This window comes from uncultured Catenibacterium sp., from assembly GCF_900540665.1.
Classification (GTDB): domain Bacteria; phylum Bacillota_I; class Bacilli_A; order Erysipelotrichales; family Coprobacillaceae; genus Catenibacterium.
Window position 1 is genome coordinate 1 of sequence record NZ_UQGV01000035.1, and the last position, 21,273, is coordinate 21,273.

The window sequence follows — 21,273 nt, forward strand, 5'->3', positions numbered from 1 at the left end:
TTAAATCCACGTTTTGACAACTAGGAGGTCATTTCATATTATCTATCATGGCGCCTGTATCTTTGTCAACGACTATATAGTTTTTCTATATATTGTCTAACAAATATATTCATGATACTATTTCTATGGAGGTAGCCTTATGCCAAAAAAGAATAATAACTTTTTTAAGTTAGAAATGTTATTTCTTAAGATTCTTTCAATAAGAGATTGTTATGGGTATGAGATCACTCATTCCATTAAAGAACTTACAAATGGTAAGATAGATATCAAAGAAGGAAGTATGTATCCTGTTCTTTATAAGTTTGAAGATCTAGGCTATATATCAAGTGAAAAGAAGCTTGTTGGAAAGAGAATGACAAGAATATATTATCATTTGGAACCATCTGGAAAAGAGTACCTAGAGGGCATATATAAAGAATACAAAGAGATGACAAGTATTATTGATACATTTATGGAGGAAGAGCATGACTTATAATAAAAATGTTAAAAAGTATATTAAACAATGTAAGTATCTATTTGCTTCTTATGGTAAATCTGAAAAAGAATATATAAGAAAACTCATAGATAATATTGATGATGGTTCTCATGATATGACATATGATGAAGTCGTAGAAAGACTTGGTACACCCAAGGAAGTTATTATTAGTTACTATGAGCAGGAAGATATGGACAGCCTGATTGAAAAAGCAAAGGTAAGAAGATTATTAAAGAATTTCTTATCAGTTGCGTTAGTTGTATTAATGGTATTCTTATGCTATAAAGCATATATCTACCAAAAGACTTTTGAAGAGGTAAGAGATTCAAAAGATGGATATTTTGAAGAAACAATAGAAGTCAAAGAAGACTATGAAATCAAATGATCTCACAGTCTTCTTTTTACTTTAAAAGAAATGGGCATCACTTTTAGTGATGCCCACTTTGGTTATGATCTTTCTTCTATATATTTTCTAATATTAGACACATTCACATATTTCGCATAGCTCTTATCATTCGCAACGACAAGAGTAGGCGCCTGCATAACAGAGAATCTCTTTGTGAGGTCTACTTGTTCTTCTGCATCTATTAATTCATAGTCTACATGTTCATCTTCTAATATCTTCTTAATAATACGACAGTTAGGACATGTTTTCATTGTGAATAAATAAAGCTTTTCATTCTGTATAACAGGTTTTACCTGTTCTTCTTTGATTTTCTTCATATGTCTGCCACTTAGTACTGAGTGACCCATATCATATGTTTTACGTTCCTTGAATTCCTGTGCTTTACCTTCATTCCAATTCTTAACTGGTCTATAGTAACCTGTAATACGGCTCCATACTTCTGTTGGTTTACCACATACAGGACATATAGGTTGTTCACCTACAAGATATCCATGATCTTCACAAATAGAATAAGTAGGTGAAATAGTATAATAAGGAAGTTTATAGTTTTCTGCAATCTTTCTTACAAGTGTTGCAGCACCTTTCCAGTCTGGTAGTTTTTCACCTAAGAAGGCATGGAATACAGTCCCTGATGTATAGAGAGTTTGTAATTCATCCTGAATATCTAAGGCAGTAAATAAGTCATCTGTATAACCTACTGGTAAATGAGATGAGTTTGTATAGTAAGGTGTATTACCCTCTTTAGTGGCAGTAATGATATCTGGATATTTCTTCTTATCATGTTTCGCAAGACGATAAGATGTAGATTCTGCAGGTGTTGCTTCTAGGTTATATAAGTCACCATATTCTTCCTGATAGATCACTAATCTTTCACGCATATGGTTTAATACATCCTTCGCAAATTCCTGTGCATCTGTATGTGTTAAGTCTTCTTTAAGCCAGTTCGCATTGAGTGTGGCTTCATTCATACCTACTAAGCCAATAGTAGAGAAATGATTCTTAAATGAACCTAAATAACGTTTAGTATAAGGGTAGAGACCTTCTTCTAATAACTTACTAATCACATCTCTTTTTACCTTTAATGATCTTGCAGCTAGATCCATTAAGTGATCTAATCTTTCATAGAATTCCTGTTCATTATGCGATAAATAAGCAATACGTGGAAGGTTAATAGTAACGACACCTACTGATCCTGTTGATTCACCTGAACCAAAGAATCCTCCACTCTTTCTTCTTAATTCTCTTAAGTCAAGTCTTAATCGACAACACATTGATCTGACATCACTTGGTTCCATATCTGAATTAATATAGTTAGAGAAATAGGGTGTACCAAACTTTGCAGTCATTTCAAATAATAGTTTATTATTTTCTGTTTCAGACCAATCAAAATCTTTTGTGATAGAGTAAGTAGGAATAGGGTACTGGAATCCACGACCATTCGCATCACCTTCAATCATCACTTCAATAAAGGCTTTATTGATCATGTCCATTTCTTTCTGACAATCCTTATAACGGAAGTCCATTTCTTTTCCACCAACTATCGCATTGAGTTCAGCTAAATCATTTGGTACTGTCCAATCTAAAGTAATATTAGAGAAAGGAGCCTGTGTTCCCCAGCGTGAAGGTGTATTGACACCATAAATAAATGATTCAATACATTTCTTAACTTGATCATAAGGAAGATGATCTACCTTTACAAATGGTGCTAAGTAAGTATCAAAAGAAGAGAAAGCCTGAGCACCTGCCCATTCATTCTGCATAATACCTAAGAAGTTCACCATCTGGTTACATAATGATGCAAGATGTTTAGCTGGTTTAGATGTGATCTTACCAGGAATACCTCCTAAACCTTCCTGAATCAATTGTTTTAAAGACCATCCTGCACAATATCCTGTTAACATACTTAAATCATGAATATGAAAATCACCATCTCTATGTGCATCTGCAATCTCTTGATCATATATTTCAGATAACCAATAATTTGCAGTAATCGCACCACTGTTACTTAGAATCAACCCACCAACAGAATAAGTGACAGTAGAATTCTCTTTCACTCTCCAGTCAGTTGCATTCACATAACTATTCACTAGATCCTTATAATCAAGAATCGTAGACTTCATATTTCTTACTTTCTCTCTCTGTTTACGATAAAGAATATAAGACTTCGCCACATCACTATAACCTGCCTGTGATAAGATATCCTCTACACTATCCTGGATATCTTCTACCGCAATCTTATGATCCTTAATTTTCTTTTCAAAATCACTTGTGACCTTTAATGCAAGCATATCAATCACACATGGATGATATTCTTTCTTTAATGAAATAAATGCTTTTTCAATCGCACGGGTTATTTTCTTTAAATCAAATTCTGTAATCTTACCATCTCTTTTAATGACCTGGTACATATTATCATATCCTTTCTTCTATCCCTCTGATTTCACATTCATCAACATATTCTTCTAAAATCTTTTTATAACTCTGGAGTGTTTCTAATGAGCATGCATGTAAACCTTCTTGAATCACATTCTCATTATCTTCAAAGTTTTGAAGATAATAACGCTTAGCACCTTTGATCCATTCTCCAATCAATCTTATATCATTTTCTGTATGAAATTCTTTAATGATTGTAGTTCTGAATTCATAGTCCACATGATTTTCTAATAAATACTGAACTGTTGTTTTAATAGAATCAAGACGATAGCCTTCTAAACCAATTGTCTTATTGTATTTCTTAGGAGCATTCTTGATATCTACTGCCACATAATCAATCAAACCTTCTTCTACAAGTTCTTTTAACTTATTAGGAAAAGAACCATTTGTATCCAATTTAATAGAGTACCCCATATCCTTGATTACTCTTAAGAATTCCACAATACCAGCCTGTAATAAAGGTTCTCCACCTGTAATACATACACCCTCTAATATATTCTTTCTCTTTTCTAAGAATTCAAGGACATCTTCCTGTTCAATCTCCACCATATTTTCTGGCAAGAAAACCAAATCAGAATTATGACAAAAAGGACATTTAAAATTACATCCTCCAGTAAATAGAGTACATGCCATCTTTCCTGGATAATCTAGAAGAGTGAGCTTTTGAAAACCAAAGATACGGAAATGATTCTGATAAGCTGGTTCTTCTATCGCTTTCTTGACCAATAGATGCATTGTCTTTTCTAACTGATCTACTTCTTCTAAAGTTAGATCAGATGTTAGATGTGACCACCAGTCTTTTCTTGCAAGATACATTTCTGCAATCACATCTTTTGCTTTAGGTGTTGTTTTGAGCTTCTTAGAACGTTTATCAAGAGTATTCTCTTCTACACGAATATAACCTGCCTCCTGCAGTTTAGATACACTCTTGGTGATTGTTCCTTTATCCACAGAACCACTTGAAGACAATTCCTTCATAGTAATACCAGGATGTTCATGAATCATCATCAAATTCACAACCTGTCCATAACCTATATCATATTTCTTTAATCTATTATCATAATATTTAATAGCCGCACGATACAGTAATGCATTATCACTCATGAAGTTCTCTTTCTTATCCATCTTTCTCACCTCTTTAGTTGACTATCCAACTATATTAAGTCTAGCACCAAAAGAGTACGTATGCAATTGTTGTGAAAATGTTTGCACATTATCATCTCCTATACTCAGTATAAACCAATTAAAAAAATAATGTATCAAAGTTATATGCGATAAAACCTATATTCAGGAGTTAAAAAAATATTTGGTTATATCTATATGTAACGCTTACATGATATAATTTATTAGTAAGGAGGGAAGGATTTATGTCTCTATCAGATTTTTTAACACACTATATAAATAAGAAAAAAACAAATATAACACAATTTGCACAATATCTAGGAATTGATCGTTCTACCCTGCATAAGATTATTAAAGGCCAAAGACCAGCTACAAATGAAGCATTAGTGAAAAGAATGGCACAATATCTTTGTTTAAGTCAGGAAGAAACAAAACAGTTGTTAGATGCTTATGAGATTGATACAATAGGTGCATTTATTTTCTATCGCCGTAAACATATTCAGACTTTCTTTAAAGAAGCAGATCATGTATTAGATCATCATTATCACATAACAGAACAGGTACAGAATGACCAAGTACTTATAGATGATGTTTATAAAGGAAAAATCAATGTAGAACATATACTCTATACTTTATACTCTTATGAATTAAGAGAAGAAGACCCTCATGTAAGAATCATGGAACAGCCTTATGAGATGTCTATTATATTTGATTCTTTTAATCACCTTTCATCAAACATGTCTATGACTCATTTATTCTATCTAGATAACTCACAGAAACAGACGAAGAATAATGAATTCTATAATTTAAAATGTTTAAATAATCTATTACCTGTCATCTTACGTAATAAGAATTATCATCCGTATTACTACTACAGCAATGTATCTATCATGAATGAACATGATGTATTCTATCCTAATGTGATGATTACAACACGTTATGTGTTTACTTATACAAATGATCATAATCAGGGAATACTTTATAAACTTCCACAGATTGTGAATGCCTATAAAGAGAAATTTGATGCTTATTTAAAAGAAACAGAATGCTTTATGACACGTGATTCATGGACAAACTATCTTGCAGACACGCAGACATTCTTTGATACTCATGTTATTACGCAGGAGATCATGACAACACCATGTCCTACTTATGTATTTGAAGAGAGTGATTTATCCATTATGCGTAAGGCATTAAAAGACTTCTTTCCTAATAAAGAGGAGTTTATTAAAGACTTCCAAAAATTTGGATATTATTGGAATGAGATATTCTATCCTCAACATTCTGATATATTCCATATTATCTATACACTACAGGGATTACGCTATACAGCCAAGACTGGGTATCTCCATGATATTCCCCCAGAACTCTTCAATCCTCTTTCTTTAAAAGACAGATTACTATTAATCACAAAATGGAAAGAATTCTGTAAGAAGAATACTCATGTCATGATGGCAGATATGCCTTATCTTTCGGAAACGTCTACGACATACTTTCAATTAAGTGATCAATCATTCTATATAATTGCATCCGATTCAACCGGTACACTTGCTAATATCTCTATTAAAGAAATCACCCTTGTAGAAGCATTTAAAGACTTTATTGACAATGTAGTTATAAAGAATGCCTATAGTAAAGATGATGAAATGAAACTCATTGATGAATGTATAGAAATGATCAAAAAGGAGATGTAATCGTATGTATGTATCTCAATTATTATCTGAATATATCAAGAATAAGAAAACGAATGTGAAAAGATGTGCTGAATATCTCCAGATGGACCGTTCTACTCTTTATAAGATTATTAGAGGAGAACGTAAAGCACCAAGTCGTGATTTTATTCTAAAGATGAGTCAATATCTTTATCTTACTAATGATGAAAAGAAAGAATTATTAAATGCGTTTGAAATAGATAGAATAGGAGAGTTCCGTTATTATTGTCGTCAGCATGTAAGTTCATTTCTAAAGGAAGCTACATTATTTGATAATCGTTCTTTTGCGATCAATGATACCTTAAACCCTATCTTAAAGACAGGACACTATACTAATAAATATGATGTAGAACATCTCTTATATGAACTATCTCTCTTAGAAAGCAAAGAAAAAGACCCTCATATAAGGATCTTGGGTCAGCCTACTCATACACTCTATTTATTAAGAATAGTCTCTTCTCATATACCTATTACTCATTTATTCTGTTTAAATAATACAAATGAAATAACAAAAGATACCAAGTTCTATAACTTAAGTGTTCTTACAAACATTATGCCTTTAATCTTTAATAATGATCACTATAGTCCATATTATTACTATAATGAAATCAATGCGATCAATAACCATCTTTGTTTCTTTCCTAATATGATTCTTACTACTGGATATCTTCTCATTTATACAGCAGATCATTCAAGTGGTATTCTTTATGAAAAAGGAGAAACATATGATGCGTATGAAATACTGTTTAATCAATATTTAAAGGAAACAAAGTGTTTAATCACTAATAAGGATAATAAAAGTGATATGATAGAAGATTTCAATTGTATTTTCTATGCACCTTCTATTGGTGCAGTCTATCAAGAGGACGATCCATTTCCAGTTTCTTTAAAAGACAATGACCTTATTAAATCCTTTAAGAAACATTCAATGTATTTAAAAAAGTTTTTAAAACGTAATCTTGATCATCTATCTGCACTCTATACACTTCAAGGATTACGCCATTTTGTGGATACAGGCTATACAATCGATTTTCCACAACCACTCTATCACCCCCTGACAATTGATGAGAGAATAAAAATCTTACGTAGATTGAAAAACTTCATGAATACCTATTCTGTACAGCTTGTAGATGTTCCCGAATATGATAATATGTCTTTCTTGGTTATAGTCATGAATATGAATACACTCTATTTCCAGATGGTAGCAGCCAGTGGTACCTTCAAAACAATTCAACTTCATGAAGCCAGTCTTGTCATGGCATTTAATGACTATTATCAATATATATTAGAAGAAAAATGTTTCAGTAAAGAAGAAGCATTTCAAATCATTGATAGCTATATTACACAATTAGAGAATTTAAAAGAGTGAACCAGTTTAAAGTTCACTCTTTTATGTTAGCTGATTTTTGTACCTGCTGGTAAATCTGTTTCTAATACTTTAATAGATTTTTTAGTGCCACCTGCAAGGATCATACCCTGAGATTCTACACCTCTTAATTTAGCTGGTTTTAAGTTCTTCACTACAATAACTTTCTTACCAGGCATATCTTCTGGTGAATAGCTATCTGCGATACCTGAAACAATCTGTCTTACTTCTCCACCAATATCAATCTGTGATACAAGAAGACGATCTGCTTTAGGATGCTTTTCACATTTCTTTACTTCACCAACAACTAATTCTACCTTAGCGAAATCATCAATAGTAATTTCTGGAGTTTCATCTTTCTTTTCTGGAACAACTGGCTTAGCAGGAGTTAACTTTTCAACCTGTTTAGCTACTTCCTTAGGATCTAATCTAGCAAATAATACTTCTGGATGATCAGTGACTTTAGTACCTGATTTATATGAACCGAAAGTATCTAGCTTCATCATATCTCTTTCATCTGTATTGATCATATCTAAGATCTTCTTAGAAGTACCAGGAATAAATGGTTCTAATGCGATAGCTGAGAATCTGATTGCTTCAATAAGGTTATAAAGTACTGTTGCAAGACGATTTTTCTTAGTTTCATCCTTTGCGAGAGCCCAAGGCATAGTATCATCAATATACTTATTAGTACGTCTTAATAATACATAGATTTCATCCAATGCCTTTGCAAGTTTGAATTCATTTTCTAACTTAATAGTCTTTCCTGGCATTGCGAGGGCGATTGATTTTAATTCATCATCCACTGGTTCACATACATTTGTATTAGTGACAACACCATCAAAGTATTTATTACACATAGCGATTGTTCTGTTTACTAAGTTACCTAAGATATTAGCTAAATCACTGTTGATACGTTCTACTAATAAATCCCAAGTAATTGAACCATCGTTATCATATGGGATTTCATGTAATAAGTAGTATCTGACAGCATCTACACCAAATAGATCTACTAAATCATCTGCATAGATCACGTTTCCTAAATGTTTAGACATCTTAGAATCACCCATTAATAACCAAGGATGACCGAATACCTGTTTTGGTAAAGGTAAATCTAATGCCATTAAGATGATTGGCCAATAAATAGTATGGAATCTTACGATATCCTTACCAATAACATGTACATCTGCAGGCCAGTATCTGTTGAATAATTCATCGCTATTACCATCTAAATCATAGCCTAATCCAGTAATATAGTTTACTAATGCATCAATCCATACATAAACAACATGCTTTGGATCGAAGTCTACAGGAATTGACCAAGTAAATGAAGTTCTTGATACACATAAATCCTGTAAACCTGGTTTTAAGAAGTTATTCACCATTTCATTCTTTCTTGATTCAGGCTGAATGAATTCTGGATGATCATTGTAATACTGCATTAAACGATCCTGATATTTAGATAATTTAAAGAAGTATGCTTCTTCTTTAGCATCATGAACTTCTCCTCCACAGTCAGGACATTTTCCATCTACTAACTGTGATTCTGTAAAGAATGATTCACATGCAGTACAGTATTTACCTTCATAATGACCTAAATAAATATCACCTTTATCATGAAGTTTCTTGAAGATCTTCTGGACCTGTTTTACATGGTATTCATCAGTTGTACGAATGAACTTATCATAAGTTACATCCATCATATCCCAGATACGCTTTACTTCTGCAGCAACCTTATCTACATATTCCTTTGATTCAATTCCAGCTTCTTTAGCCTTTAATTCGATTTTCTGTCCGTGTTCATCTGTACCAGTCTGAAAACGTACATTATAGCCCTGCTGTCTCTTAGCACGGCAGATTGCATCACTTAATACGATTTCATAAGTATTACCAATATGAGGTTTACCTGAAGTATAAGTAATTGCGGTTGTTAAATAAAAATCTTTTGGATCTTTCATATTATCTGCTCCCTCCTGAAAATAAAAAAACGTCCTTAATAAAGGACGAAATTATCGCGGTACCACCTTTTTTACACTTACGTGTCACTCAATCTCTTAACGCGAGTTACGGTTATCCCTATTAGAGATAACAGCTCCCAGACCATCTTTCTAAAGCTTCACACTTATTTACACCAGCCATAAGTTCTCTATGCATTCACTCTAGTCTCTTCTGTTCATTGCTTTTACTTTAAAACTTTAACAAATTTCTACAACCTTGTCAATGATAGGGTTGTAAGTCCTCACATTATAAGAGGTAGGAGTGAATAATTCACAGAAAGGTTCACTTTCAAAAGTTGAATATTTTTAAAGTATTGAAAGTGAACCATTAAAGCATTTACTCTTCTAATAACCATTCAGCAATATCATAAATCACAATACCTTCATAGCTATACTTTGGATGTCTCGTTCTTGCAATAATCATTTTAGGATATGCATCTCTAATTTGTAGTAAAGGAGAATATTCTCTCTCAAAAGTTTCCTGTGCTGAAATATTATCACTCACCTGAATATAGATTTTTTCACTACCTCTTTGTGCTACAAAATCTATCTCTTTCTGATATAGTTTTCCAACGTAGACATCATAACCTCGACGCAATAGTTCAATACAAACCATATTCTCATACACTCTGCCATAATTCATATTTCTGCTGCCTAAAATAGCATAGCGAATACCTGTATCACACAAATAGAACTTCTCAGAACTTTCTAAATATTTCTTACCACGAATATCATATCTCTTAATATCATAGAAAATAAAAGTATTACATAAGTATTTAATGTATTTACGTACTGTCACATGAGTTGTAGATACATTATTCGCAGTTAAAAGCTGACTCACCTTATTTGGAGAAGTTAAATTGCTGATATTATCCATCAAAAATTCACTTAGTCTTTGTAATACAGTTGTATCAGGTAAAGCATACTTTTGAACTAGATCTCTTGTCACAATAGTTTCATAGACTTCCTTAATATAAGTAACCCTATCCCTATCATTTGGATATAAATAGGAGCCTGCCAAACCACCTTTAAAAGAGTATTCATCAAAAAGCTTGTCCTTATCACTCACATCACTATAATATTCACAATATTCTTGAAAGCTGAAAGGAAATACATGTATTTCAATATATCGTCCTGTAAAGAGAGTTGCTAGATCAGCACTCAACAAGAAAGCATTAGAACCAGTTACATAGATATCATACTTTCCTTTAGAATAGAGACTATTAATAGCTAACTCAAACTTCGGGCACATCTGAACTTCATCTACAAAGAGATAATTCATTTTACCTGCTACATAATGTTGTTCTACATAAGAATGGAGTGCATGATATTCCTTGATTTCTTCAAACTTCAAATCCATAAAATCAATAAAAATTATATTGATATTATCGTAATTTGTTTTTAGGTATTCAATGTATGCCTGCATTAGTTTAGATTTCCCAGAACGACGAATACCAGTAATGATTTTGATATCCGGTGTATCCTTTAGTTCAATGATCCTGTTGAGATAATTCTTTCTTACAATTGTTTTCATATACTCACCCACTTTCAAAAGTTTAAAATTTTTATAGTTTTGAAACTGAACCTCTACATTCATTATACTGTTCTAAGACAATATGAACAAGATGCCTCTTTCAAAAATGAAATTATTTTAATTTTTTGAAAGTAATTAATTCAAACAAAAGTCCTTCCACATGATAAGGTTATCTGACAACTTATTTACACACAAATTTCTTATCTTATTCACATTCAATTCACTTATCATATCTAGTATGTTTTTTGAATTATGTGAATTATATTCGTCTGTTGTATTAGAATGTGAAAGGTACTAGAATACTAAAGAAGGAAGTGATAGATATGGATTTAGAAAAGATTTTTAATGACCAAAAAACGTATTATGACACATTAATGACTAGAGATGTAAGTTTAAGAATAGATGCAATAAAACGTGTTAAGCTATGGATTAAAGACCATATGGACTTAATAGAAGATGCTTTAGAGAAAGATTTAGGTAAATCTAGAGGAGAATCCTATATGACAGAAATAGGACTCACTCTTGAAGCCTGTACATATACATTAAAGAATATTAAGAAATGGGTAAAGAAGGAAAAGGTAAAGACACCTCTTCATCAGTTCTTTTCTCGCTCTTATACGATTTATGAACCTTATGGTGTAACACTTATTATTTCACCTTGGAACTATCCATTCCTACTTGCGATAGAACCACTTATTGGTACTATTGCAGCAGGTAACTGTGCAATAGTGAAACCAAGTGAACAGACACCACATACTTCCGCTATTGTAGCGCAGCTCATTGATACATGTTTTGATAAAGGACATGCCTATTGTGCTGAGGGTGGTTTAGAGGTTTCTAAGGAACTTGTTGATTTACCTTTTGATTATATTTTCTTTACTGGTGGTAAGAAAGCAGGTAGAGAAATCTATATGAAGGCGGCAGAAACATTAACACCTGTCACATTAGAATTAGGTGGTAAGTCTCCTGTTATATTAACTGATATGATTCCTATGGAGATTGCAGCGAAACGTATTATATTCGGTAAGTTTTTGAATGCTGGTCAGACTTGTATTGCGCCTGATTATATATTAATCAAAGATACTATGAAAGCAGCCTTTATTGATTATGCTGCAGAATATATTAAGAAGTTCTTTGGTGAACATCCATTAGAGAGTGAAGACTTATGTAAGATCATCAATAAAGAACAATTTAATCGTTTAAAGAAGTTATTAGAGAATCAGGATATTCTTATTGGTGGAGAAGTGGATGAAGAACATTTAAAGATTGCACCTACTATTGTGAATGATGTAGATTTTGATAATCCTTTAATGGAAGAAGAAATCTTTGGACCTATTCTTCCACTTGTAGAATACAATAGAATTGAAGAAGCGATTCAGTATATTAATAGTCATGATAAGCCTCTTGCTCTTTATTTATTCTCTAATGATTCATATCATGCCAATAAAATTCTAGATTTATGTAGTTTTGGTGACGCTTGTATTAATGATACAGTCAGTCATTTTGCAACTAATACATTGCCTTTTGGTGGTGTAGGCGCAAGTGGTATTGGTTATTATCATGGTAAGTTCACTTTTGAGACATTCTCTCATCGTCGTTCTGTATTACATAAGAGCACACGTATCGATTTACCATTTAGATATTATCCACTTACTGATGATAAGATGAAGTGGATCAAACGTTTCTTAAAGTAATACTTACGAACACTTAATGTGAGTGTGATTTCTTCTTAACCCTTTCTTTACTATACTGAGTGTAGTAAAAGAAAGGGTGATGGATATGAAGTACAATTTATACTGGTTAGGTTCAAAATTAGTTGCTGTTATGATTATGGGAACTATACTTCTATCCGCCACTCATTGATTGTAAGCTAGAGATTAATTTCTCTAGTTTTTTTACTTAATCTTCATTTATTCTTATATCTGTAATGATATTTGTATTTCTCTTCTTATTCTATACTGAATATAGAAAAGGAGAGACACAATGAAATACGAAATCGTCTGGGCAATTTCTAAGATTGTTTGTGTAATGATCTTATTTGCAATCACCATGTATGCTGGTTATTCAGTTCGTTAATCAGCATTTTTATCTTATTTCATGTATAATAGTAGATGAGGTGAGTAAAATGGGTGAATATGATAAGTATTTTAATAAGGATCTCCACAAAGATCTCAACAAGAATTCCCATATTAAACATGTTATTGCAGTTACAAGTGGTAAGGGTGGTGTAGGTAAGAGTTTAATGACATCATTACTTGCCGTCATGATGAACCGTATTGGTTATAATGTCGGTATTCTAGATGCGGATATTACAGGACCTTCTATTCCCCAGGCTTTTGGTCTGACTGAAAAGCTTTATGGATGTGATAAAGGTATTATCCCAGCTGAAACACGTACAGGTATTAAGATTGTTTCTTTAAACTTGATGCTGGATAATCCTACTGATCCTGTTGTATGGAGAGGAAGCTTAATATCTAATACAGTAACTCAGTTCTGGACTGATGTATATTGGGGTGAATTAGATTATTTATTTGTAGATATGCCTCCAGGAACAGGAGATGTTCCTTTAACAGTCTTCCAATCTCTTCCTGTAGATGGTATTATTACGGTGTCTTCACCACAGGAACTTGTCAGCATGGTTGTAGAAAAATCAGTGAATATGGCACAGATGATGAATATTCCTATTCTAGGTCTTGTTGAGAACATGAGTTATTATATCTGTCCTGATTGTGGACATAAACATTATTTGTTTGGTGAAAGTCATATAGATGAAATTGCGAAGAAGTTTAATATTTCTACTGTATGTCGTCTTCCAATAGATCCTGCAATTACTAAAGTAGTAGATGCAGGTCTTATTGAAACAATTACACAGATGGAACTTATGCCTATAGTGAATGAATTAATGAAGGAGGAGTAGAAAATGATTCAGCACGTTGTTGTATGGAAATTTAAAGAAGGTACAGAAGATCTACAGAATCAGTTTGTAGATGGATTAAAAGGACTTGTAGGACAGATTGATGGTATCCGTTCTTTACATGTTGGGAGAAATGTGAACCCTAATGAAACATATGATGTTTCATTAGTTATGGAATTTGATAATATGGAAGATCTTGCTAGCTATGCAAATGATCCTAGACATTTAGCTGTCGCAAAGATTGCGAAAGAAAATGCGGAAGTAAGAGCTTGTGTAGACTTTAATATCTAGGTAATTTAAAATAACTGGGGGTTTCCTATATTTTAATTATCACGTAGTAAGGGGTTTAAAAATTGCCCATAAAAAGTTTATAGCCTAAAAGTAATGCCAGTCACACCCCTGGCATTTTTAAAGTTTGAGTTAATCCCAAGTCTATTTAGTTACTCGAACTTTTTTATTGCTTTGAATAATAGTGTTGTCTAACTCAACCATAATAATTATAATGATACTGCTTACAAGGGGAAATAAACTATTATTTATGGAAGGGAATTAATAATGGAAAACAAAAGAAATACAGGTATAGAACTATTGAAAATAGTTTCTATGCTTATGGTTGTGACACTACATGTCTTACTATTTGGAATGAATTATTACGAAGCACATATATTAACACCTAAGGGATTTATTACTAATATGATTGAGGCAATATGTTATTGTGCTGTCAATATTTATGCAATTATCACTGGTTACTTAATGGTTAATAAGAATCCAAAGGTCTATCGTATTGTTGATTTATGGATACAGGTTGTTTTCTACCTGATCATAAGCACTATGTTAATTAAAATATATTATCCACAGGATTTTACTAAGAGATTATTATTTGGGACGTTCTTTCCCATCATTACGAATCAATTCTGGTATTTTACTGCTTATTTTATCATGTTCTGGTGTATACCTCTCTATAACTGGATCATCAATCATCTGACAATAGAACAGTTTAGGAGAATGATAATGACGACTTTTTCCATCTTTTGTATTATAGGATGGTTTGCATCAATTTATGGAGAACAGGTTTTTGGTCTTAATAATGGTTATTCTTTCTTATGGATCACAGTCCTATATTTTACAGGTGCAGGAATTAAACTATATGGTAAAGAGCTATTCTATATAAAGAAGGATATTTCAAGAAATAAAGTATTACTTATTGGATTGTTGTCAGGTTTATCTACTTTTATCGCAAAAATATTACTTGTAAAAATGACAACATTCTTATTTGGTCATGAGATTTATGTAGATATCTTCTATTTATATGTTTCGCCAACTGTACTTATAGAATCAATATGTTTTGTATTCTATTTCTCAAAGTTAAATATAAGAAGCAACACACTTATTTCAAAAATAAGTGGTGCAACATTTGGAGTCTATATTATTCATCTCACACCATTCTTTTTAAACTACTGCTGGAAGTATTTAACACCTTATAAAAACACGCCACTCGTATCTTATTTGCTCATTATTTTAGTTTCTGTTATATTGTTATTTACTCTATGTACAGTTGTTGAAATAATCAGAATATATGTGTTTGACAAATTAGGATTCTACAAAATCACCAAGAAAATATATGATAAATACCAAAAAATCATCATAACTTTTGATTGAAATAGTAATGATTTTTATCTAATATAACTCAGGAATTATCCTGAGTTTTTTAATTACATAACTATTACACAATTTTCGTTATATAATATAATTATCATGTTTAACGGAGGATTATATTATGAATACAGCTTTAGTAATTATGGCTGCTGGAATTGGTTCACGTTTTGGTGGAGGAATCAAGCAGTTAGAACCAGTTGGACCTAATGGTGAAATCATTATGGATTATTCTATCCATGATGCCATTGCAGCAGGTTTCAACAAAATTATCTTTATTATCCGTAAGGATATTGAAGCAGACTTCAAAGAAGTCATTGGTGATCGTATTGAAAAAGTCGCAAAGAAGTATGATGTAGAGATTGCTTATGCATTCCAGGATTTAAAGGCATTACCAGAAGGGATTGAATGTCCTGAAGGACGTACTAAGCCTTGGGGTACTGGACAGGCTGTTCTTGCATGCGATGGTTTGATTCATGAACCATTCGCAGTTATTAATGCTGATGATTATTATGGCAAGGAAGCATTTGTACAAATTCATGATTTCTTACTAGACTACACACCTGAACATCCAGAAAAATTAGCTATGGCAGGATTTATCTTAAAGAACACTTTAAGTGATAATGGTGGTGTCACTAGAGGTATCTGTGCTGTTAATGATGAAGGATACTTAACAGATGTAGAAGAAACTAAGAATATTGAAAAGACATCTACTGGTGCACGTGTAGGAGATAGAGAAATTGATCCTAACGTGAATGTATCTATGAACTTCTGGGGATTAACTCCTGAATTCGTAAATACTTTAAAAGAAGGTTTTGTAGAATTCTTTGAAAATATCAAGGATCCTTTAAAAGATGAATATTTATTACCTATCTATATTGGTGAACTATTAAGAGATAATAAATTAAGTGTTAAAGTATTAGAAGTACAGGATTCATGGTTTGGTGTAACATATAAAGAAGATGCACCTGTTGTAAAAGCATCATTTAAAGAATTAATTGACAACAACATATATTCTCCTGATTTATTCAGCGATATTAAATAAGACTCCACATTTGGAGTCTTTTCTTATACCTTCTTGAAATGTATTGTGATATGAGAGCCATAGGCACGTTCAATCAATTCATCCTCCCCTATGACCTTAACGAGATTCTTAATCTGATTCCTTAAGTCTGATTTATGAATATAGAATATGGTAGTATGGGCATGACGAGCAAGGATAAGCTGTCTCAATATATCTTTATCAGTGACATCTAGAGAATGACCAAAGATATAGATATTGAGGCGTTCTTCCTGGGATTGTTTAAGCCATGTGAGATAACGACATCCTGTCCTTTTAAATATACGCTGGTAGAATTTCTTGAATTCAATATATTCGTTATCCTGATCTTTTCGATCTCCTGTTAAATATTCATCTATTCCTAAGACAAGATCACATGTTTCTATATCATGTTCAAGATTTGCTTTACCATGAATATAATCATATTCCACTTCTGAGTTACCATAGAGACGTTCAAACGTATTTGTATAATTAAAGCTTAATACTTTATCTATATTCAATACTTGTAGTTTCTCTACATATTTTGGAGTATCTAAATGATTCACAAATGCATCCAGATATATTTCAAGACATCTAGTAAGACGTAAGAGATCGTAAATGAGGATATCTCTTAATTCTTTTATAGGTTTCATAGAAATAAAAGAACAACGATCTCCCCAGAAATCAAGAAGAGATGTACCTAAATATTCATTCACTCTTGCAACCTTCTTTCCTGACTTAAACTGGGTATCACATTCTAATCTAATCACATCAAGTTTTTGAATCACTTCAGACATCTCTTTTTCGAAATCTTTCCAGCCCTCTCCTATTGTTTCTTTTTCAAGATGAATGAGCCAAAGATTATCTTTAATAAGAGACTCTAATTCATTGGATAACTCAGGAGAAATATTGAGAATAAAGTCCACCATACGTGTATCACAATCAAGATGTGATATATCATTCTTTTCTAATGACATACGAAACATAGTAGTAAAATCTATAAAATCTTTATAGGTTGTTGGCAAACCATGTAGTAAATCAAAGCCATTCCCTAATACAAGAAGATTCATAATTATTCCTCCTTCAATACTTCACTCGAAAGTATTTTTACTGTCTTGAAATCATTTTTAATTCCCATCGTATATAATAACGGCGTTTCTTCTTTATCCATCGTATATATTTCCTGTATATAAGGTTTTGACATGAAGTTATCTAATATTGTTTTAATTTCTTCAATATATTTATGATTAATTATACTTTCATCAAACGTAGCTGCTATAAAGTTATTTTTATAGTTAATAGAAATAGATAGGAGGAAATCATATGCTACTGTCACAAAATCATTCGGTACTGAAAAGAAACTGATTCTTTCCAATTTATTATTTGATAGATAGTTATGTAATACTTTTCCTCTCTTATATTTCTTTAACTGACCGGTATTCTTATGTGCAATACTTACACCATAATAATTAATCTTCAAACCACATAAAGCATAGATATTTTCTATTGTATCAATAAATACATCATCTACAAACTTATGTATAGTTCCTCTATTGGTAATCGATATTGTTTCCATCATGCTCACCTCTATCACTATTATAAAACAAAAAAATCCGCATATGCGGATTTCATTACTTATTTGCTTCAATTAAGTCCATAGCCTGTTTTAGTACTGCAGCGCCATCCATACGACCATATGAACGCATATCAATTAACTGTGCAGGAGTTGGTGCGACTTCCTTTTTTACAGTTGCTTCAAGATATCTTACCTGTGGGCCAAGTAATACAACATCTGCTTTAGCGCCATTTGCTTTTGCTTCATTAGCACCAACTGCCCAGATATTTGCTTCAATACCCTGTTTTTCTGCTTCTTTCTTCATTTTTTCAACAAGTAAGCTTGTAGACATACCTGCAGCACAACACAACATAATATTTACCATACCAATTATCCTCCTAATTCACCTAGTAATCATTATAATACTGCAACCGTTGCCTTTAAAGTGTTTTTTATTCACCAAAATCATTTTTTATAATTACTGAAAATGCTTCACTATCCCCTGCTTATAGTCACTCAAGATCATTTATGATAAACTAATGTATGAATGGAGTTGATACAATGATTATAGATAAAGTAAACGATTATTTAAATAGTCATTCTTCAAGTACAACTTTGCTTGAATTATGCTTTTATATTAAAAAGAATATCCATAGAATTCCAAATCTAAGCATTGATGACATTTCAAAAGAATCTTTAATTTCTAAAGGTCAAATATCAAAATGCATAAGAAAATTAGATTATGAAAACTATGAAGATTTTAAAAATGCGTGTATTCAATATTTAGATTTAATCTCAAAAAGAAAAAAATTCTTAAACCCTCATCAAAGTTTTGAAACAAATGTGATGCATTTTACTAAAGATTTCATTCAAAATATCCAATATATGATCAATCATATTAATTTGAAGTCAATTCAAAAACTTGTACAAGATATCAAGCAGGCAAATAAAGTATATTTATATGCACACGGTGATGTCAGATCTGTTTGTTATAATATCCAAAGAGAACTTCAAATATATGATATTCAAACAATTATCTGTGATGCTGATTTTAACAAGAATTATCATTTTCTAGATAATGATATCTTAATTGTACTAAGTACAAATGGGCATTCTTTCCATTATAATAAGCGTGTCATTAAACGCATAAAAGAATCTCATGTTGATCAATGGCTTATTACATGTAATGAAAGTATTACATTATGTCAAAAACAAATAATCGTTCCTCTGCTCGATGAAAAATACAGTGAATATATCATTAAGTACATGATAGATATTCTATTGCTAGAATTACAAAACTAGTTTCCAATATGGAAACTTTTTTGCTTTCTTCAATCTCATCCTCTATTCTATAGACAGGAAGCCAAACAATATGGAGATAGTTATAATTGTTTGTGTCAAAATAAATAGAGGAGGAACTTAATATGGGATTTAAAGAAGGATTCTTGTGGGGAGGTGCCACTGCTGCGAATCAGGTTGAAGGTGGCATATTTGAAGATGGTCGTGGTTTAGCCAATGTAGATTTAATGCCCCATGGATCAGATCGTTATACGATTGGGACTGGGGAAAAGTGGATAGATCGAATCGATGATCATTATTTTCCAAGTCATCAAGCCGTTGATTTTTACCATCACTATAAGGAAGATATTGCTTTAATGGGAGAAATGGGTTTTAAAACTTTTAGGTTATCTATCGCCTGGACAAGAATTTTCCCTCTTGGTGATGAGTTGGAACCTAACGAAAAAGGATTATTATTTTATGAAAATATTTTTAAAGAATGTAAAAAATATGGGATTGAACCATTAGTCACAATTAATCATTTTGATTGCCCAATGCATTTAATTCATAAATTTGGTGGCTGGCGTAATAGAGAAATGATTGATTGTTTTGTTAAATTAGCCAAAGTATTATTTGAAAGATATAATGGTTTAGTTAAATACTGGCTCACTTTTAATGAAATCAATATGATTCTTCATTTCCCATTTGTAGCAGCAGGATTAAGATTTAAAGAAGGTGAAAATAAAACCCAAGCCATGATTACCTGCGCACATCATGAATTAGTTGCAAGTGCTCTAGTTACAAAATTAGCTCATGAGATAAATCCTGAAAATATGATAGGTTGTATGCTTGCTGCGGGTTCTTATTACCCTGAAACATGTAATCCTGAAGATTATTGGAAATCAATTTGCGATGATAGAGAAAGTTATATGTTTATTGATGTGCAGTCACGAGGCTATTACCCAAACTATGCCTTAAAATGGATTGAAAAAAGAAATGCAGAAATACCATTTGCAGAGAATGATGTAAATATTTTAAAGGAGAATACAGTAGATTTTATTAGCTTCTCATATTACTCATCTCGTGTTTCTAGTGCTAATCCTGACAAGGGAAAACAAACAGAAAGCAATATTTTTGCTTCAGTTGTTAATCCATATTTAGATACAAGTGATTGGGGATGGCAAATTGATCCCTTAGGATTAAGAATTACTATGAACGAAATTTATGATCGTTATCAAAAGCCATTGTTTATTGTCGAAAATGGTTTGGGGGCCAAAGACAAGATTGAAGAAGATGGTTCTATTCAAGATGACTATCGTATTGAATACTTAAAGAAACATATTCAAGCAATGAAAGATGCAGTGGATGAAGATGGTGTTGATTTAATGGGATATACAACTTGGGGATGTATAGATCTTATTTCTAATGGAACAGGTGAAATGGAAAAGAGATATGGCTTCATTTATGTTGATAGAGATAATGATGGCCACGGTACTTTTAAACGCATAAAGAAAAAATCTTTTGATTGGTATAAAAAAGTCATTGCAACTAACGGTGAAGACTTAGACAATTAATCATAATAGGGTAGACGAGAAATAGAATCAATTCTAATATTAATCAATATTACTGTGCCTCCCATTGCACCGTACGTAACGAGTCTCGTATACGGCGCTACATTTACATGATAATTTCAAACTAACTTTGATAGCAATTAAGGGGATTGACCAAGCCAGGTCTATCCCCTATTCTTTTACCCAAAATTTAGGATTAATAGTGAACTACCTCGACT

General features: G+C 32.1%; 18 protein-coding genes and 1 other annotated feature. Of the genes, 11 read left to right on the top strand and 7 right to left on the bottom strand.

From position 1 onward, the window contains the following. The first annotated feature begins 139 nt into the window (after positions 1 to 139). Together QZQ55_RS05950 and QZQ55_RS05955 are read left to right on the top strand one after the other, a co-directional pair. A complete protein-coding gene (locus QZQ55_RS05950) occupies positions 140 to 475 on the top strand; it encodes a PadR family transcriptional regulator (protein ID WP_129981938.1) in 336 nt (111 codons plus the stop codon). Further along, on the top strand, positions 465 to 860 hold the full coding sequence (locus QZQ55_RS05955) for a DUF6120 family protein (protein WP_295091105.1): 396 nt from the start codon (positions 465 to 467) through the stop codon (positions 858 to 860). The genes QZQ55_RS05950 and QZQ55_RS05955 overlap by 11 nt, the downstream gene beginning before the upstream one ends. Positions 861 to 922: 62 nt before the next feature. On the opposite strand, the gene QZQ55_RS05960 is transcribed toward QZQ55_RS05955, so the two are convergent. Then, the gene (locus QZQ55_RS05960; RefSeq protein ID WP_295091106.1) at positions 923 to 3,289 is read right to left on the bottom strand and encodes a ribonucleoside triphosphate reductase; all 2,367 of its coding nucleotides are present in this window, start codon (positions 3,287 to 3,289) and stop codon (positions 923 to 925) included. Between the two features lie 4 nt (positions 3,290 to 3,293). Beyond that, a complete protein-coding gene (locus QZQ55_RS05965; protein ID WP_295091107.1) occupies positions 3,294 to 4,439 on the bottom strand; it encodes an anaerobic ribonucleoside-triphosphate reductase activating protein in 1,146 nt (381 codons plus the stop codon). 242 nt (positions 4,440 to 4,681) lie between these two features. Between QZQ55_RS05965 and QZQ55_RS05970 the strand changes: the two genes are divergently transcribed. Next, complete coding sequence (locus QZQ55_RS05970; protein WP_295091108.1) at positions 4,682 to 6,130, top strand: helix-turn-helix transcriptional regulator; 1,449 nt, start codon at positions 4,682 to 4,684, stop codon at positions 6,128 to 6,130. A 4-nt stretch (positions 6,131 to 6,134) separates the two neighbouring features. Further along, positions 6,135 to 7,517, top strand: coding sequence for a helix-turn-helix transcriptional regulator (locus QZQ55_RS05975; protein WP_295091109.1), 1,383 nt, complete (start codon positions 6,135 to 6,137; stop codon positions 7,515 to 7,517). 26 nt (positions 7,518 to 7,543) lie between these two features. On the opposite strand, the gene metG is transcribed toward QZQ55_RS05975, so the two are convergent. Both metG and QZQ55_RS05985 read right to left on the bottom strand, forming a co-directional pair. Then, positions 7,544 to 9,472 carry a methionine--tRNA ligase gene (gene metG, locus QZQ55_RS05980; RefSeq protein ID WP_295091110.1) on the bottom strand — a complete coding sequence of 643 codons (1,929 nt, stop codon included), beginning with the start codon at positions 9,470 to 9,472 and terminating at the stop codon, positions 7,544 to 7,546. Positions 9,473 to 9,510: 38 nt separating this feature from the next. Next, positions 9,511 to 9,700, bottom strand: a binding site (T-box leader). 148 nt (positions 9,701 to 9,848) lie between these two features. Continuing rightward, on the bottom strand, positions 9,849 to 11,108 hold the full coding sequence (locus tag QZQ55_RS05985; RefSeq protein WP_295091111.1) for an ATP-binding protein: 1,260 nt from the start codon (positions 11,106 to 11,108) through the stop codon (positions 9,849 to 9,851). Between the two features lie 260 nt (positions 11,109 to 11,368). Between QZQ55_RS05985 and QZQ55_RS05990 the strand changes: the two genes are divergently transcribed. From QZQ55_RS05990 to QZQ55_RS06010, 5 genes are all read left to right on the top strand, one after another. Beyond that, complete coding sequence (locus tag QZQ55_RS05990) at positions 11,369 to 12,739, top strand: aldehyde dehydrogenase family protein (protein WP_295091112.1); 1,371 nt, start codon at positions 11,369 to 11,371, stop codon at positions 12,737 to 12,739. A 431-nt stretch (positions 12,740 to 13,170) separates the two neighbouring features. Beyond that, the gene (locus tag QZQ55_RS05995) at positions 13,171 to 13,962 is read left to right on the top strand and encodes an Mrp/NBP35 family ATP-binding protein (protein ID WP_295091113.1); all 792 of its coding nucleotides are present in this window, start codon (positions 13,171 to 13,173) and stop codon (positions 13,960 to 13,962) included. Between the two features lie 3 nt (positions 13,963 to 13,965). Further along, on the top strand, positions 13,966 to 14,250 hold the full coding sequence (locus QZQ55_RS06000) for a Dabb family protein (protein WP_295091114.1): 285 nt from the start codon (positions 13,966 to 13,968) through the stop codon (positions 14,248 to 14,250). 264 nt (positions 14,251 to 14,514) lie between these two features. Then, complete coding sequence (locus QZQ55_RS06005; RefSeq protein WP_295091115.1) at positions 14,515 to 15,618, top strand: acyltransferase; 1,104 nt, start codon at positions 14,515 to 14,517, stop codon at positions 15,616 to 15,618. 115 nt (positions 15,619 to 15,733) lie between these two features. Continuing rightward, positions 15,734 to 16,657 (top strand): sugar phosphate nucleotidyltransferase, encoded by a 924-nt coding sequence (locus tag QZQ55_RS06010; protein WP_363128272.1) that lies wholly within the window; start codon positions 15,734 to 15,736, stop codon positions 16,655 to 16,657. 23 nt (positions 16,658 to 16,680) lie between these two features. On the opposite strand, the gene QZQ55_RS06015 is transcribed toward QZQ55_RS06010, so the two are convergent. The 3 genes from QZQ55_RS06015 to QZQ55_RS06025 are packed head-to-tail and all read right to left on the bottom strand — an operon-like array spanning position 16,681 to position 18,591. Continuing rightward, positions 16,681 to 17,721 (bottom strand): bacteriophage abortive infection AbiH family protein, encoded by a 1,041-nt coding sequence (locus QZQ55_RS06015; protein WP_295091117.1) that lies wholly within the window; start codon positions 17,719 to 17,721, stop codon positions 16,681 to 16,683. A 2-nt stretch (positions 17,722 to 17,723) separates the two neighbouring features. Continuing rightward, complete coding sequence (locus QZQ55_RS06020; protein ID WP_295091118.1) at positions 17,724 to 18,227, bottom strand: hypothetical protein; 504 nt, start codon at positions 18,225 to 18,227, stop codon at positions 17,724 to 17,726. A gap of 55 nt (positions 18,228 to 18,282) precedes the next feature. Beyond that, on the bottom strand, positions 18,283 to 18,591 hold the full coding sequence (locus QZQ55_RS06025) for a PTS sugar transporter subunit IIB (protein WP_022425378.1): 309 nt from the start codon (positions 18,589 to 18,591) through the stop codon (positions 18,283 to 18,285). Between the two features lie 158 nt (positions 18,592 to 18,749). Here QZQ55_RS06025 and QZQ55_RS06030 point away from each other — a divergent pair, with 158 nt between their 5' ends. Together QZQ55_RS06030 and QZQ55_RS06035 are read left to right on the top strand one after the other, a co-directional pair. Beyond that, positions 18,750 to 19,508, top strand: a complete 759-nt coding sequence (locus QZQ55_RS06030) for a MurR/RpiR family transcriptional regulator (RefSeq protein WP_295091119.1) — start codon at positions 18,750 to 18,752, stop codon at positions 19,506 to 19,508. Positions 19,509 to 19,630: 122 nt separating this feature from the next. Next, a complete protein-coding gene (locus QZQ55_RS06035) occupies positions 19,631 to 21,058 on the top strand; it encodes a 6-phospho-beta-glucosidase (protein ID WP_295091121.1) in 1,428 nt (475 codons plus the stop codon). Positions 21,059 to 21,273 lie beyond the last annotated feature (215 nt).